We start from the raw sequence: 15,558 nt of genomic DNA on the forward strand, positions 1-15,558 counted from the left end.
GGTAACGCGAATAGTTACCGGCCAGTAGGGGTTGGCGGCCGAGTTGTGAAATCAACCAAGAGTCCAGCCGTGCGCCTGTGACGGCGCACAAGCCGATGCGATTGCGCTATTTCTCGTTGCGCGCCTTCGGGAAGCGGGTCTGCCGGGCCACCCAGCCCGCCATCTTGGCCCAGTGGCCGGTACGCGGGGTGACGATCGAGGTCAGCTCGCGGTCCCACTCGTCGGCTTCGCTGAGCCCGTCCACCCGCTCGACCAGCGCTTTCGCGGTGTCCAGATCGTCGACGACGCGGTCGCCGAGGATGCCGTCGGCCCCGACGAGGGTCACCCGCACGCCCATCCGGCCGATCGGCTGCAAGACGGCGGTGGCGGAGCCGCCGTGCTCGGCGACGAACTTCTGCACCGAATCCACGACGGAACTCGGGACCTGCGCGGTCACGGTGGCGACATCTGCACTCATGCCCGCAGTTTACCGACGGGTAAGGAAAGCTCCACCCCCGCGGTCGGCGGGATCGGGGTGGCTTCGGTGTAGAACTGAGTCCATGCGCGCCATCCAGGTTTCCGAGCACGGCGGTCCCGAGGTCCTCACCTACACCGAAGTGCCGGACCCCCAGATCGGGCCCGGTCAGCTGCTGGTCGACACCGACGCGATCGGCGTCAACTTCATCGACACCTATATCCGCACCGGCACCTACAAGCAGCCGGTCCCCTACATCCCCGGCGCCGAGGGCACGGGTGTGGTGGCCGAGGTCGGTCCGGAGGTCACCGAGTTCCGTCCCGGCGACCGGGTGGCCTGGGCGGCGGCGCCGGGCAGTTATGCCCCGCTGGTGGCCGTCGACGAAGCCGTCGCGGTCGCCGTCCCCGATGACGTCGACCCGCCCGTCGCCGCCTCGGCCCTGCTGCAAGGCATGACCGCGCACTACCTGATCGAATCGATCTACCGCCCCGAACCCGGCGAGACGGTGCTCGTGCACGCCGGCGCGGGCGGGGTCGGCCTGCTGCTCACCCAGATGGCGGCCGCGCGCGGCGTGCGGGTGATCACCACGGTGTCCTCCGACGAGAAGGAAACCCTGTCGCGGGCGGCGGGTGCGGCGGAAGTGCTGCGCTACGGCGACGATCTGGCCGAGCGGGTGCGCGCGTTGACCGACGGCGTCGGCGTGGCCGCGGTCTACGACGGTGTCGGGGCCGCGACCTTCGATGCCAGCCTCGCGTCGTTGCGGATTCGCGGCATGCTGGCCTTGTTCGGCGCCGCGAGCGGGCCGGTGCCGCCGTTCGATCTCCAGCGGCTCAATGCCGGCGGTTCGCTGTTCGTCACCCGGCCCACGCTCGCCCATTACACCCGCGACCGGGCCGAATTGCTCTGGCGCGCGGGCGATGTGCTCGAAGCGATCGCCGAGGGCGCGCTGGCGATCCGGGTGGGCGCCACCTATCCGCTGGCCGACGCCGCCCAGGCGCACCGCGATCTGGAGGGCCGCAAGACCACCGGCTCCATCGTGCTGCTGCCCTGAGTCGCCCGGCCCGGTTCAGTAGTCGCGGCCGGTGAGGCCGCGGTAGATGAACCGGGTCAATCCTTCGATGGCCTCGTCATCGGACAGTTCCAGCGTGCCGTCTTCGACGCCGCCGAGAATGCCCTGGGTGAGGTAGAAGACCATCGCCAGGCTGGCGTCCACCCCGCTGGGCAGCTGTAATCCCTTCGCCGCCAGTCCGTCCAGATGATCGGCGACATCGGCGCGCTGCTCGACGCCGAACCGGCCGAGCTTGCGCGCGAATTCCTCGTTGACGATCGCCGCCTGCCCCATCGCACGCAACACCACCGCGTGTTCCCTGGCGAACTTCCAGTACGCGGCGATGTGGAAGCGCACCGCGTCCGGATCGCTGAAATCCGGGTTGTGCTCGGGCTGTTCGGCTTGCGCGTCGCCGGCCTCGGCCAGATCGGCCAGCAGCGATTGCAGCAGTTCCTCTTTGCTGGCGAAGTGGTTGTAGAACGACCCCGCGGCCCGGCCGGCGGCGGTGGTGATGTCGGTGATCTTGGTGTTGAGGTATCCGCGTTCGGCGAACACCCGGCGCGCGGCATCTTTGAGCGCCTGTTCGGTCTCCACCGATCGCTCTCTGCGGCTGGCCACCACATCACCTCCTTGACAAGGCAACCTATCAACTCCAATACTGAATCCATATTCATTGAATTTCAATTCAGTTCTGAAATGCCGCTCGTCCAGGAGTTCTCATGCAGCATCCCGTCCTCATCGCGGGCGCAGGCCCGACCGGCCTGACACTGGCCATCGACCTGGCTCGCCGGGGAATCCCGGTGCGGTTGATCGATCGCGCCGGGCAGTTCTTCGCCGGTTCGCGCGGCGACGGCATCCAGCCACGCACCCTCGAAGTCTTCGACGACCTCGGCGTGCTGGACGCGATACACGCCGCCGGATCGCCCGCGCCGGTCATGCGGGCCTACCTGGACGGACAGTTCGCCGGCGAGCATCGGATGAGCGAGCCGGTCGAACCGACACCGGCGGTCCCCTACCCCAATGTGTGGATGCTGGGGCAGTCGAGGACCGAGGAGATACTGCGTGTGCGGCTGGCCGAATTCGGTGTTCACGTCGAACTCGGCACCGCCTTGGAATCGTTCGATCAGGATGACGAGGGCGTCACCGCGACCGTGTGGCGGGCCGGAACACGGGAGCAGGTCCGGGCCACCTTCCTGGTCGGGGCCGACGGCGGCGCCAGCACCGTCCGCAAACAGCTCGGTATCGCCTTCGAAGGCACCACCGACGACTCCCTCCGCATGCTGCTCGGCGACGTCCGCGCCGACGCGCTCGACCACGACTTCGGCCACTGGTTCGCCGCCGCCGACAACCCGATGGCCGGAATCGCCCTGTCCCCCTTGCCCGGCGGGCGCCACTTCCAGTTCGCGGCACCTCTCGCCGACGACACCGAACCCACCCTCGCCACCTTGCAGCATTACCTGGACCGCTACAGCGGCCGCGACGACCTCACCCTCACCGACCTCACCTGGGTCACCGTCTGGCGCCCCAATATCCGCCTGGCCGAACGATTCCGGATCGGCCGCGTGCTGCTCGCCGGCGACGCGGCCCACGTACATCCGCCCACCGGCGGCCAGGGCATGAACACCGGCATCCAGGACGCCTACAACCTCGGCTGGAAACTGGCCGCCGCGCTCGGCGGTGATGACGCACCGTTGCAGACCTACGAACCGGAGCGGCGCACAGTTGCCGCGCGGGTGCTCGGCCTCAGCACCGAACTGCTGGACAAGTTGATCGACGGCGACGAGGACGCCATGCACCGCGGCGAGCAGACCCGCCAGCTCGACCTCACCTACCGCGATCCGGCCGAGACCGCCGCCGTCGCGGTCGGCGATCGCGCACCGGACGCACCGTTGCGGGACGCCGCGGGCAAGACCGTGCGCCTGTTCGATCTGTTCCGTGGCCCGCACGCGACGCTGCTGTGCTTCGGCGCGACCGGCGAACTACCCACCGCGCCTGGTGTCCGTACGTACGCCGTCGTGCGACCCGGCGTCGCGCTCGGTGCGACGGCAGCGGTCGTCGACGTCGACGGCCACGCCCACGATGCCTACGACGCCGTCGACGGGACCCGCATCCTGATTCGCCCCGACGGATACCTCGGCGAGGTGCGGCAGCCGACCACCGAATCCCCCGACCGCGCGCTGGATCGACTCGCGCGGGGTATGTAACCCAGCACAGGAGGCAGACATGCAGGTACTGATCACCGGCGCGGGCCCGATCGGGCTCCCCGTCGCCCTCGCCCTGGTGCGGCGAGGCATCGCCGTCCGGGTCGTCGACCGAGCAGGTCGTCTGTTCGCCGATCCGCCCGCGGATTCCACGCTCGCGAACGTGCTGCGGCTGCGCGGCCTCGACCGGTCGGCCCGGCGCATCGCGGGCGAAGCCCTGCGCGAGCGGCTCGCCGACATGGGAGTGGCAGTCGAGTCGGGCACGGCATTGGTCGCGCTGCGCCCGGAACCGGTCGGTGTCACGGCGGTGCTGGCACGCGCGGGCGGGATCGAGATCCGGCGTTTCCGCTATCTCATCGCCGCCGACGACAGCCGCGAGTTGGTCGGGCAGGGGCCGCGCACGTCCGGTGACTCCGCCTCGATCCGGGCGTTCGTCGCCCGCGATCTCGGGACACGTGACGCCAGGGACGAGACCGGGCCACTGTCGGGCGTGCCGGCCGAACTCGTCAGCGCTTCGCCCCCACAGCGCTGAAACTCGGGTCGGCAATCGGTAGCCGAGCCCCACGTCGCGGGGCACACCGCGACTGCACGCGCGGAGGACGATGCCGACTACCCGCCGCGGCGGAACGGCTCAGCCGAACAGCACCTCGCCGATGGTGGTCCAGCCCAGCACCGAGTCGATGGCCAGCCCGCAGAACACCACCGCCAGGTAGTTGTTGGACTGGAGGAACAGCCGCAGCGGTTTCACCGATTCGCCGCGGCGCACGCCGGCGTAGAGCTGGTGGGCCATCAGCAGGAACCAGGCACCGGCGACCAGCGCGACCGCCGCGTAGATCACGCCGGTGGCAGGGACCAGCGCCAGCGTGGTGAGCACGGTCAGCCAGGTGTAGACCACGATCTGCTTGGTGACGGTCTGCTCGGTGGCGACCACCGGCAGCATCGGCACACCGGCCGCGCGATAGTCCTCCTTGTAGCGCATGGCCAGCGCCCAGGTGTGCGGCGGCGTCCAGAAGAAGATGACGCCGAACAGCGCGATCGCGGGCCAGCCGATGGTGCCGGTCACCGCCGACCAGCCGACCAGGGCGGGCATGCAGCCCGCGGCGCCGCCCCACACCACGTTCTGCGAGGTGCGGCGCTTGAGGCCGAGGGTGTAGACGAAGACGTAGAACAGGATCGTCGCGACCACCAGCACACCGCTGAGCAGGTTGGCCTGCCACCACAGCCAGGCGAACGAGCCGATGCCGAGCACCACGCCGAAGACGAACGCGTGCGAGGTGGGCACCGCGTCGCGGGCCAGCGGACGCTTGGCGGTCCGCTTCATGACCTTGTCGATATCGGCGTCGGCGACGCAGTTGAGGGTGTTCGCGCTCGCCGCGCCCATCCACCCGCCGAACAGGGTGGCCAGGATGAGGCGGATGTCGACGTGGCCGCGGTCGGCCAGCAGCATGGTCGGGATGGTGGCGACCAGCAGCAGTTCGATGACGCGCGGTTTGGTCAGCGCGATGTAGGCCAGCGGGCGGCGCAGGAGCTTCGACAGGGGGCCGTCACCGGTGACCCGACTCGCGAGAGCCGGTGCGGAATCGTGCGCGCCGCCGACCCCCGGCTGTTGACCGATCCGCACTTCTTCTCCTCGCACGCTGTGCATCGCATCCGGCTGTGGAACGAGCAGCGCGCAGCTGCGGCGCGGCCACTACTACAGACGATGGTAGACCCACGCCCCCACCGCACCGACTCGCGCCCCCTGCCCCGGCACAGTGCCGTTCACCCGCGGGTAACCACCCGCACCCGGCGTGAACAGCGGCGGTTCACGCACTTCCACGCGCTTTCGTGGCAAGCACCACATTCGGCGGGCCGCACGCCACCGCCCGCGCACACACCTGCGCCACGCCGCCGAGCGGCGGATTTCCCCCGGGTTCGTGCGCGGCCGGTCGCGGGCACATCTAGGGTGGTAGGTACATCCGGCACGCGCATTTCGGCGTTGCCGTACGTCATGCCACCGCCCACCCCGCCATCGTCGACGAAACCAATGTCAGGAGAACCTCGGTCGTGTCAGTGACAGACGACATCCGCGCCCTCACCCAGCCGAACCACCCGGCCGACTGGACGGACCTGGACACCAAGGCGGTCGACACGATCCGGGTGCTGGCCGCCGACGCGGTCCAGAACGCGGGCAACGGTCACCCCGGTACCGCGATGAGCCTCGCGCCGCTGGCCTACGTGCTCTACCAGCGCGTCATGCGCCACGACCCCTCCGATCCGAGCTGGGTCGGCCGCGACCGCTTCGTGCTCTCCTGCGGTCACTCCAGCCTCACCCAGTACATCCAGCTGTACCTGGCCGGTTTCGGGCTCGAGCTCGACGATCTGAAGAACCTGCGCAAGTGGGGTTCGCTGACCCCGGGCCACCCGGAGTTCCGGCACACCGACGGCGTCGAGATCACCACCGGCCCGCTGGGTCAGGGCCTGGCCTCCGCGGTCGGCATGGCGATGGCGGCCCGCCGTGAACGCGGCCTGTTCGACCCGGATGCCGCGCCCGGCACCAGCCCGTTCGATCACTACATCTACGTCGTCGCCTCCGACGGCGACCTCGAGGAGGGCGTCACCTCCGAGGCGTCCTCGCTGGCGGGCACCCAGCAGCTGGGCAACCTGGTGGTGATCTACGACGACAACAAGATCTCCATCGAAGACGACACCACCATCGCCTTCACCGAGGACGTCGCCGCCCGCTACGCCGCCTACGGCTGGCATGTGCAGACCGTGGAGGGCGGCGAGGACGTCGTCGCCATCGAGGCCGCGATCGAGGCGGCCAAGGCCGAGACCGGCAAGCCGTCGATCATCGTGCTGCGCACCGTCATCGGCTACCCGGCGCCCACCAAGATGAACACCGGCGCCTCGCACGGTGCCGCGCTCGGCGGCGACGAGGTGGCCGCCACCAAGAAGATCCTCGGTTTCGATCCCGAGCAGAGCTTCCAGGTCGACGACGCCGTCATCGCGCACACCCGCAAGGCCATCGAGCGCGGTCAGCAGGCGCACAAAGAATGGCAGCAGAGCTTCGACGCGTGGGCGCAGGCCAACCCGGAGAACAAGAAGCTGTTCGACCGGCTCGCCAACCGCGATCTGCCGGCCGGCTGGGCCGCGAATCTGCCCACCTACGAGCCGGATCCGGCCGGTATGGCCACCCGTAAGGCCTCCGGCAAGGTGCTGGCCGCGCTGGCGCCGGTGCTGCCGGAGCTGTGGGGCGGTTCGGCCGACCTCGCCGAATCCAACAACACCACCATGCCCGACGTGCCGAGCTTCGGCCCGGAGTCGATCTCCACCGGCATGTGGAAGACCAGCCCGTACGGGCGCACGCTGCACTTCGGTGTGCGCGAGCACGCCATGGGCTCGATCCTCAACGGCATCGCGCTGCACGGCCCGACCCGCCCCTACGGCGGCACCTTCCTGGTATTCAGCGACTACATGCGTCCGGCGGTGCGCCTGGCCGCGCTGATGCGCATCCCGGTCACCTACGTCTGGACCCACGATTCCATCGGTCTCGGTGAGGACGGTCCCACCCACCAGCCGATCGAGCACCTGGCCGCGTTGCGCGCCATCCCCGGCCTGAACGTGGTCCGCCCGGGCGACGCCAACGAGACCACCTACGCCTGGCGCACCATCCTCGAGCGCGACAGCAGCGAGCACAGCTCGCACTTCTCGGTCTCGGAGATGCCGCACCAGGACGGCCCGTCCGCGCTGGCACTGACCCGCCAGAACCTGCCGATCCTGGAGGGCACCAGCTACGAGGGTGTGGCCAAGGGCGGCTACATCCTGGCCGAGGCCTCCACCGGCACCCCGCAGGTGATCTTGATCGCCACCGGTTCGGAGCTCCAGCTCGCCGTCGAGGCGCGCACTACGCTGGAGGAGCAGGGCATCGGCACCCGCGTGGTCTCGATGCCGTGCGTGGAGTGGTTCGACGCGCAGGACAAGGCCTACCGCGACGAGGTGCTGCCGCCGTCGGTCGCCGCCCGGGTGACCGTCGAGGCCGGTATCGCGATGCCGTGGCACCGGTTCGCCGGTGACGCGGGCGAGATCGTCTCCATCGAGCACTTCGGCGCCTCCGCCGACTACAAGACCCTGTTCCGCGAGTTCGGCTTCACGCCCGAGGCGGTCGTGGCCGCTGCCCAGCGCTCGCTCAGCAACGTGAAGGGATAAGTGCTCATGGCACAGAACGAGAACATCGCCGCCCTCAGCGCGGCGGGAGTGTCGGTCTGGCTCGACGATCTGTCCCGCGACCGGATCAACTCCGGCAATCTCGCGGAACTGATCGCGACCCGCGGCGTGGTCGGCGTGACCACCAACCCGACCATCTTCCAGGGCGCCCTGAGCAAAGGCCACGCCTACGACGCCCAGGTCGCGGCCTTGGCGGCGCAGGGCGCCGACGCCGACGCGGCCATCCGCACCATCACCACCGACGACGTCCGCGCGGCCTGCGATGTGCTGGCCCCGGTCTTCGAGGCGACCGGCGGCGTGGACGGCCGGGTCTCCATCGAGGTCGATCCGCGGCTGGCCTTCGACGCCGACAAGACCGTCGCGCAGGCGGTCGAACTGTGGAAGATCGTCGACCGGCCCAACCTGTTCATCAAGATCCCGGCCACCGAAGAGGGCCTGCCCGCGATCACTGCGGTGATCGCCGAGGGCATCAGCGTCAACGTCACGCTGATCTTCTCAGTCGCCCGCTACCGCTCGGTGATGGGCGCCTACCTCGATGGCCTGCGCAAGGCCCGCACCGCGGGCCACGACCTGGCCTACATCCATTCGGTGGCGTCGTTCTTCGTCTCCCGCGTCGACACCGAGATCGACAAGCGGCTCGAGGCGATCGGCTCGCCGGAGGCGCTGGCGCTGCGCGGTCAGGCCGGTGTGGCCAACGCCCGGCTCGCCTACGCCGAGTACCAGGACGTCTTCGACGGCGGCGCGCACACCTCCACCTACAGCCACCTCGCGGCCATGGGTGCCAACCGGCAGCGTCCCCTGTGGGCCTCGACCGGGGTGAAGAACCCGGAGTACTCGGACACGATGTACGTGACCGAACTCGTCGCACCCAACACGGTCAACACGCTCCCGGAGAAGACCCTCGAAGCGGTCGCCGATCACGGCGAGATCCGCGGCGACACCGTCTCCGGCACCGCCACGGCGGCGCAAGAGGTGTTCGACAAGCTGGCGGCCGTCGGCATCGACCTCGACGATGTGTTCGCGGTGCTCGAACGCGAAGGCGTCGACAAGTTCGAGAAGTCGTGGGGGGAACTGCTTTCGGCCACCGCACAGGAGCTGTCCGCGGCCGGGGGTAACTGACCCAGATGGCCGGTACCGGGCACGCAGCGACCACGGCCGGGTGGCGTAACCCACTGCGCGACGGACGGGACAAGCGGGTACCGCGGATCGCGGGTCCGTGCAGCATGGTGATCTTCGGGGTCACCGGCGATCTGTCCCGGAAGAAGCTCATGCCGGCCATCTACGATCTGGCGAACCGGGGGCTGCTGCCCCCGGGTTTCGCGCTGGTGGGTTTCGCCCGCCGCGATATGGGCGACGCCGATTTCGCCGATATCGTGCTGGAATCGGTGAAAGCGCACGCGCGCACCCCGTTTCGCCAGCAGGTGTGGGATCACCTGGCCGAAGGCATCCGGTTCGTCCAGGGCACCTTCGAAGACGATGCCGCCTTCGCCCAGCTGGCCGCGACGCTGGCGCGGCTGGACGCCGAACGCGGCACCGGCGGCAATCACGCCTTCTACCTGTCGATTCCGCCGGACATGTTCCCGGTGGTGCTCGACCAGCTCTCCGAACACGGGCTGGCCAAGCCCACCCAGGCACACGGGCGCACCCCGTGGCGCCGCGTGGTGATCGAGAAGCCCTTCGGGCACGACCTGGACAGCGCCCGCGAACTGAACGCGCTGGTCAACCGGGTGTTCCCGGAGGAGACGGTGTTCCGCATCGACCACTATCTCGGCAAGGAGACGGTGCAGAACATCCTGGCGCTGCGCTTCGCCAACCAGTTGTTCGATCCGATCTGGAACGCCAACTACGTCGACCACGTGCAGATCACCATGGCCGAGGACATCGGGCTCGGCGGGCGCGCGGGGTACTACGACGGCATCGGCGCCGCGCGCGACGTCATCCAGAACCATCTGTTGCAGTTGCTGGCGCTCACCGCCATGGAGGAGCCGATCAGCTTCGCGCCCAACCAATTGCAGATGGAGAAGATCAAGGTCCTCTCCGCCACCACCCTGGTGGAACCGCTGGACGAGACCACCGCACGCGGTCAGTACGCGGCGGGCTGGCAGGGCGGTGAGCAGGTGGTCGGCCTGCTCGACGAAGAGGGTTTCGACCCGGATTCGCGCACCGAGACCTATGCCGCGCTCACCCTAGAGGTCAACACTCGCCGCTGGGCCGGGGTGCCGTTCTATCTGCGCACCGGCAAACGGCTGGGCCGGCGCGTCACCGAGATCGCGGTGGTGTTCAAACGCGCACCGCATCTGCCCTTCGATCAGACCATGACCGAGGAACTCGGGCAGAACGCGCTGGTCATGCGTATTCAGCCGGATGAGGGCATCACCATGCGGTTCGGCTCCAAGGTGCCGGGGACCGGGATGGAGGTGCGCGATGTGAACATGGATTTCAGCTACGGCGAGGCGTTCACCGAGTCCTCCCCGGAGGCCTACGAGCGGCTGATCCTGGATGTGCTGCTCGGTGTGCCGTCGCTGTTCCCGGTGAACGCGGAGGTCGAATTGTCGTGGAGCATCCTCGATCCGGTGCTGGAACACTGGGCCGCCGACGGCAAACCCGAACAGTACGAGGCCGGCACCTGGGGACCTGAATCGGCCGATGAGATGCTGGCCCGCACCGGCCGGGAATGGCGGCGCCCGTGATCGTCGACATGCCCGACACCACCACCGGCGAAGTCACCAAACGGCTGGTGAAGCTGCGCGAGAGCAACGGCGTCATCACGATGGGCCGCGTGCTCACCCTGGTGGTGTGCACGCTGGACAGCTCCGAGGCCGAGGACGCGATCGACGCCGCCAACGACGCCAGCCGCGAACACCCTTGCCGCGTAGTCGTTTTGGCCCGCGGTGACCGTGCGGCCGAAACCCGGTTGGACGCCCAGATCCGTGTCGGCGGGGACGCGGGCGCGGCCGAGGTGATAGTGCTGCGGCTGCAGGGACAGCTGATCAATCACGAGAGCAGCGTCGTCATCCCGTTCCTTTTGCCGGACACGCCGGTGGTGGCGTGGTGGCCGCGCGGGGCGCCGGAGTTCCCGTCGAAGGATTCGGTGGGCCGGCTGGCCGCCCGGCGGATCACCGATGCCACCTTCGCCGCCGACCCGCAGGCCACCATCAAGAAGCGGCGCAATTCCTACGCTTCCGGCGATACCGATCTGGCGTGGAGCCGGATCACCTATTGGCGGGCGCTGCTGGCGGCCGCGATGGACGAACCACCGTTCGAGCCGGTCGAATCGGTGACGGTGTCGGGCCTGCGTGACGAGCCGGCCCTCGACATCCTGGCCGGATGGCTGGCCGGGCGCCTGGAATGCCCGGTGTATCGCCGCACCGGGGAGCTGCGGGTGGAGCTGCACCGGCCGACGGTGTCGATCGGCATCACCCGCCCGCAGACCGGAGTCACCGCCACGCTCACCCGCACCGGGGAACCGGAGCAGCGGATCGCGTTGGCGCGCAGGGAGGCTCGGGACTGCCTCGCCGAGGAGTTGCGCCGGCTCGACGCCGACGACATCTACGCCGAGGCGCTGGCCGGCATCGAAAGGGTGACCTATGTCTAGCAGCACCGATTCGTCCTTCCCCGGCGACACCGTCGAGGTGCAGCCCGATACCGACGCGCTGGTCGCCGCGGCGGCCAAGCGCTTCGTCGGCATCGTGGTCGCGGCGCAGGCCGCGCGCGGTTCGGCGTCGGTGGTGCTCACCGGCGGCGGCACCGGCATCGACCTGTTGAAGAAAGTGCGTGAGAACCCGGGCGACATCGACTGGTCGCAACTGGATGTGTTCTGGGGCGATGAGCGGTTCGTCCCGGCCGGCGACGCCGAACGCAACGACCGCCAGGCCCGCGAGGCACTGCTCGATCATGTGCCGGTCGACCCGCACCGCGTGCATCCGGTGGCGACCTCCGACGGCGAATACCCCGACCCCGTGGCCGCGGCCGCCGAGTACTCCGCAGCCGTGCACGCTCACCTCGCCGAACACGGCGCCTTCGACCTGCACCTGCTCGGCATGGGCGGCGAGGGCCACATCAATTCGCTGTTCCCCGACACCGACGCGGTGCGCGAAGAACACGAACTCGTCGTCGCGGTGACCGACTCCCCCAAACCGCCCCCGGTCCGCGTCACCCTGACCCTGCCCGCGATCCGCCACGCCCGCCACGTGGTGCTGGTGGTCGGCGGCGCGAACAAGGCCGATGCGGTCGCCGCTGCCATCGGCGGTGCCGAACCGGTCGACATCCCGGCCGCGGGTGCGTCCGGTTCGGAGTCGACCACCTGGTTGCTCGACCGGGCCGCCGCCTCCGCTCTGCGCTGATCGCCGATCCGGTCGGCGCTGTGCTGGTGACTCGTCGCCAGGCGGCGTGCGGTGATTGCGGCCGAACCGGTCGCCGTCTGCGGGAACGGCACTGTTGTCGGATCGAACCCGCGCCGTAGGAGTGCGGTGCGATACCTGCGCGAGCCCGCCATGACGCCGCGTAACTGCCCCGCACCGAACAGCGGCGGGGCCATCGGCGAACTGCGCGGTCTACAACGTCAGGTTGCCGTGTGGGAACTGCGCCATCAACCGGTCGAACTCTTCGCCGGCCATGTGCACGAGGGTGCCGTGGTCGCCGCCTTCGAAGTAGATGTCGGGCCGGTTGCTGAGGTGGTCGTCGACCACGCAGGCCAGCCGGTACGGCTCGGCCATCACCGGGATGGCGCCGGTCGCGCAGTCCGGGAACAACGCGGCGGCCTCGTCTTCGGAAGCCAACCGGACCGACTCACCGACCACCGATCCCGCCTCGACCAGGTCGAGCAGCCGGTTGGCCGGTAGCACGGCCACCATGTAATCCCCGTTCTTCTTCAGCACGACGCCTTTCGCGAGTTCCCGGCCGGGGATATGGCTGACCTGCGCGGTCCGGGCCGAGGTCGGGGTCCTGTCGTGCTCGGTCACGTCGTAGTGCACGTCGTGCTCATCGAGGTACTCACGCATGCTCATCGCGATGCCCATGATCGTTGCCTTCCACTGGTGTGCGGGCGAGTCGACGACCACTGGCGGAACCGGCCGACGGACAGTCCTGCCGTCCGGCAGGTCACTTCCGCGTCGTGGGGCGGCTGGAACAGGAAGAATTTTACTCTCGCGGAGTGGCTGTGCCGACTGTCTCGCCGGCTGTCCGCGGCAACCCGGTATCGGCCTGGAAGCCGACGCCGCGCTTCGGTTCGCAGCGCGGTGTGGCGCGACGACGATCGTCGGTTTCTCGGTGTTCGAGGTGGTCGCGAAGTCCGGTGTGGTGTCGTCGCCGAGCCCCGATCCCCACTCGGGGCGCGGCGCGGGCGACGATGAGCTCGCCGGTCGTAGGCTGCCGTTATGAGCTGGGTGTCGGGCGATCGCCGCGGGACCGGCGATGAGTGAACAAGAGCTGGAGCAGCGGTTCCGGGCGGCGGTGGGTGCGGCGGTGCCGGCGCCGGGCGGCGGTCCATCGGGCTCGGCCCAGGTCCTCGACGGATCGGCGGCGGCGCTGTATCTGGAACTGTTCGAATCCCAGGTCACCAGCCGGCACCTCGATCTGGCCGCGCGGCGGTTGGGGCGGGCCGGGCGCGGCTTCTACAGCATCGGGTCGTCCGGGCATGAGGGGAATGCGGTGCTGGCGGTGGCGACGCGGGTGGATGATCCGGCGTTGCTGCACTACCGGTCAGGGGCGTTCTTCGTGCAGCGGGAGCGGCAGATCGACGGCCTCGATCCGGTGCGCGACGTGCTGCTGGGTGTTGTTGCGGCGGCGGCCGATCCGATTTCCGGCGGCAGGCACAAGGTGTTCGGGAGCAAGGCCGCGGCGATCATCCCGCAGACCTCGACCATCGCCTCGCATCTGCCGCGCGCCGTCGGGTTGGCGTTCGCACTGGATCGGGCTGTGCGGCTCGGGGTGCCCAGGGAATGGCCGGACGACGCGGTGGTGCTGTGCACGTTCGGCGATGCGTCGGCCAATCACTCCACAGCGGCCGGCGCGATCAATGCCGCCGTGCACACCGCCCATCTCGGTGTGGGCCTGCCGGTCCTGTTCGTCTGTGAGGACAACGGCATCGGGATCAGCGTGCCGACACCGCCCGACTGGATTCGCACCGCCTATGGGCAGCGGCCGGGTCTGCGGTATTTCGACGCCGATGGATGCGATCTGCTCGACGCCCTCACCACCGCGACCGAGGCCGTGGATTGGGTGCGCACCCATCGAGCCCCGGCGTTCCTCCGGTTGCGCACCGTGCGCCTGCTCGGCCATGCCGGTTCCGATGTCGAATCCGGCTATCGGGCTCCGGCCGCGATCGCCGCCGACCTCGGGTGTGATCCGGTCGCCGCCACCGCACGCATGCTGATCACCACCGGAATCTGCACCTCCGATGAGGTTCTGGCCCGGTACGACGCGATCGCCGAGCGTGTCGCCGAAGTCGCGGCCGAAGTCGCGGACGCTCCCCGGCTTGCCTCGGCCGCGCAGGTGATGGCGCCGCTGGCACCGGCACATCCGGACCTCGTCGAAGCCGATGTGCTCCGGGAAAGTTCTGCGGCGCAAGACAACCCACTGACGTTGGCGCAGAGCATCAACCACACATTGCGTGAACTGCTGCACCGTGACAACGACGTCCTGGTGTTCGGCGAGGATGTCGGCCGCAAGGGCGGGGTCTACGGCGTGACGAAGGGGCTGCGCAAGGAGTTCGGCGCGCGGCGAGTGTTCGACACGCTGCTGGATGAGCAGAGCGTGCTCGGCACCGCGCTGGGCGCCGGCCTCGCCGGATTCGTGCCGATTCCGGAGATCCAGTACTTGGCCTACGTGCACAATGCGCTCGACCAGTTGCGGGGTGAGGCCGCGACGTTGCGGTTCTTCTCCGAGGGCCGCTATCGGAATCCGATGGTGGTGCGGGTCGCCGGTCTGGCGTATCAGAAGGGGTTCGGCGGTCACTTCCACAATGACAATTCGGTGGCCGCGCTGCGCGACATCCCCGGGCTGGTGGTCGCGGTTCCAGCCCGTGCCGACGATGCGGCGGCACTACTGCGCACGTGCGTGTCGGCAGCGCGGGTGGATGGCCGGGTGTGCGTCGTCGTGGAGCCGATCGCCCTCTACCACCGCCGTGACCTGTACGAATCCGGCGACGACGGCTGGCTCGCTCCCGCGGCCGCGCCTTGGCATGTGCCGATCGGCCGGGCAAGGACCTACGGCGACGGCTCCGACCTGACCATCGTCACCTTCGGAAATGGGGTGCCGATGAGCCTGCGGGTCGCGCGTCGGCTCGCCGCACAGGGTGTCGACGCCCGCGTCCTCGATCTGCGCTGGCTGGCCCCGCTCCCGCACGATGATCTGGTCCACCACGCCGAGATCAGCGGCCGGGTGCTGGTCGCTGATGAGACCCGGCGCAGTGGGGGCGTCTCGGAGTCGGTGTACGCGGCCCTGCTCGACGCCGGGTTCACCGGTCGCTTGGCCCGCGTGACCAGCGCCGACAGTTTCGTACCGCTCGGGCCGGCGGCGTCCACGGTCCTGCTCGACGAATCCGCCATCGAGTCCGCCGCCATCGAACTCGTTGCCCGCTGACCCGTGGGCGAGCATCGGCCGGTGGCGCTACCGGGTCGACGACGAACCGCCATCGAGTCCGCCCGAAC

General features: G+C 69.3%; 13 protein-coding genes. 9 read left to right on the forward strand and 4 right to left on the reverse strand.

Annotated elements, in window-relative coordinates; all coding sequences use genetic code 11:
- Nucleotides 1-106: 106 nt before the first annotated feature.
- Nucleotides 107-457: a hypothetical protein gene (locus NOCYR_RS17110; RefSeq protein ID WP_014351656.1), complete on the reverse strand. Its 351-nt coding sequence runs from the start codon at nt 455-457 to the stop codon at nt 107-109.
- Nucleotides 458-539: 82 nt separating this feature from the next.
- On the opposite strand from NOCYR_RS17110, the gene NOCYR_RS17115 reads away from it, so the two are divergent.
- Nucleotides 540-1,505 carry a quinone oxidoreductase family protein gene (locus tag NOCYR_RS17115; RefSeq protein WP_014351657.1) on the forward strand — a complete coding sequence of 322 codons (966 nt, stop codon included), beginning with the start codon at nt 540-542 and terminating at the stop codon, nt 1,503-1,505.
- A 15-nt stretch (nt 1,506-1,520) separates the two neighbouring features.
- Here the strand turns inward: NOCYR_RS17115 and NOCYR_RS17120 are convergent, their stop codons facing one another.
- A complete protein-coding gene (locus NOCYR_RS17120; protein WP_014351658.1) occupies nt 1,521-2,123 on the reverse strand; it encodes a TetR/AcrR family transcriptional regulator in 603 nt (200 codons plus the stop codon).
- Nucleotides 2,124-2,221: 98 nt separating this feature from the next.
- Between NOCYR_RS17120 and NOCYR_RS17125 the strand changes: the two genes are divergently transcribed.
- Nucleotides 2,222-3,706: an FAD-dependent monooxygenase gene (locus tag NOCYR_RS17125; RefSeq protein WP_014351659.1), complete on the forward strand. Its 1,485-nt coding sequence runs from the start codon at nt 2,222-2,224 to the stop codon at nt 3,704-3,706.
- Between the two features lie 19 nt (nt 3,707-3,725).
- Nucleotides 3,726-4,235 (forward strand): FAD-dependent monooxygenase, encoded by a 510-nt coding sequence (locus tag NOCYR_RS30055; protein WP_014351660.1) that lies wholly within the window; start codon nt 3,726-3,728, stop codon nt 4,233-4,235.
- Between the two features lie 99 nt (nt 4,236-4,334).
- On the opposite strand, the gene NOCYR_RS17135 is transcribed toward NOCYR_RS30055, so the two are convergent.
- Complete coding sequence (locus NOCYR_RS17135) at nt 4,335-5,324, reverse strand: heme o synthase (RefSeq protein ID WP_014351661.1); 990 nt, start codon at nt 5,322-5,324, stop codon at nt 4,335-4,337.
- 425 nt (nt 5,325-5,749) lie between these two features.
- Between NOCYR_RS17135 and tkt the strand changes: the two genes are divergently transcribed.
- From tkt to pgl, 5 genes are read left to right on the forward strand one after another with little or no spacing between them, the layout of a single operon-like run.
- Nucleotides 5,750-7,891, forward strand: a complete 2,142-nt coding sequence (gene tkt / locus NOCYR_RS17140; RefSeq protein WP_014351662.1) for a transketolase — start codon at nt 5,750-5,752, stop codon at nt 7,889-7,891.
- Between the two features lie 6 nt (nt 7,892-7,897).
- A complete protein-coding gene (gene tal, locus NOCYR_RS17145; RefSeq protein WP_048834237.1) occupies nt 7,898-9,028 on the forward strand; it encodes a transaldolase in 1,131 nt (376 codons plus the stop codon).
- 5 nt (nt 9,029-9,033) lie between these two features.
- Entirely contained in the window at nt 9,034-10,599 is a 1,566-nt protein-coding gene (zwf, locus tag NOCYR_RS17150; protein ID WP_048833466.1) for a glucose-6-phosphate dehydrogenase, read from the forward strand.
- Nucleotides 10,596-11,504 carry a glucose-6-phosphate dehydrogenase assembly protein OpcA gene (gene opcA / locus NOCYR_RS17155; protein WP_014351665.1) on the forward strand — a complete coding sequence of 303 codons (909 nt, stop codon included), beginning with the start codon at nt 10,596-10,598 and terminating at the stop codon, nt 11,502-11,504. Before zwf ends, opcA begins: the two co-directional genes overlap by 4 nt.
- The gene (gene pgl, locus NOCYR_RS17160; RefSeq protein WP_014351666.1) at nt 11,497-12,252 is read left to right on the forward strand and encodes a 6-phosphogluconolactonase; all 756 of its coding nucleotides are present in this window, start codon (nt 11,497-11,499) and stop codon (nt 12,250-12,252) included. The genes opcA and pgl overlap by 8 nt, the downstream gene beginning before the upstream one ends.
- 210 nt (nt 12,253-12,462) lie before the next feature.
- Here pgl and NOCYR_RS17165 read toward each other — a convergent pair whose 3' ends face one another.
- Nucleotides 12,463-12,927: an aminoacyl-tRNA deacylase gene (locus NOCYR_RS17165; RefSeq protein ID WP_014351667.1), complete on the reverse strand. Its 465-nt coding sequence runs from the start codon at nt 12,925-12,927 to the stop codon at nt 12,463-12,465.
- A 394-nt stretch (nt 12,928-13,321) separates the two neighbouring features.
- Here NOCYR_RS17165 and NOCYR_RS17170 point away from each other — a divergent pair, with 394 nt between their 5' ends.
- A complete protein-coding gene (locus NOCYR_RS17170) occupies nt 13,322-15,490 on the forward strand; it encodes a thiamine pyrophosphate-dependent enzyme (protein WP_014351668.1) in 2,169 nt (722 codons plus the stop codon).
- Nucleotides 15,491-15,558 lie beyond the last annotated feature (68 nt).

The organism is Nocardia cyriacigeorgica GUH-2 (genome assembly GCF_000284035.1).
In the GTDB taxonomy this organism is placed as follows: domain Bacteria; phylum Actinomycetota; class Actinomycetes; order Mycobacteriales; family Mycobacteriaceae; genus Nocardia; species Nocardia cyriacigeorgica_B.

Coding starts and splice junctions, on each gene's coding strand:
- NOCYR_RS17170 (WP_014351668.1), top strand. CDS start 13,322: ATGAGTGAACAAGAGCTGGAGCAGCGGTTCCGGGCGGCGGTGGGTGCG.
- NOCYR_RS17125 (WP_014351659.1), top strand. CDS start 2,222: ATGCAGCATCCCGTCCTCATCGCGGGCGCAGGCCCGACCGGCCTGACA.
- NOCYR_RS17115 (WP_014351657.1), top strand. CDS start 540: ATGCGCGCCATCCAGGTTTCCGAGCACGGCGGTCCCGAGGTCCTCACC.
- tal (WP_048834237.1), top strand. CDS start 7,898: ATGGCACAGAACGAGAACATCGCCGCCCTCAGCGCGGCGGGAGTGTCG.
- NOCYR_RS17165 (WP_014351667.1), bottom strand. CDS start 12,927: ATGGGCATCGCGATGAGCATGCGTGAGTACCTCGATGAGCACGACGTG.
- NOCYR_RS30055 (WP_014351660.1), top strand. CDS start 3,726: ATGCAGGTACTGATCACCGGCGCGGGCCCGATCGGGCTCCCCGTCGCC.
- zwf (WP_048833466.1), top strand. CDS start 9,034: ATGGCCGGTACCGGGCACGCAGCGACCACGGCCGGGTGGCGTAACCCA.
- NOCYR_RS17110 (WP_014351656.1), bottom strand. CDS start 457: ATGAGTGCAGATGTCGCCACCGTGACCGCGCAGGTCCCGAGTTCCGTC.
- pgl (WP_014351666.1), top strand. CDS start 11,497: ATGTCTAGCAGCACCGATTCGTCCTTCCCCGGCGACACCGTCGAGGTG.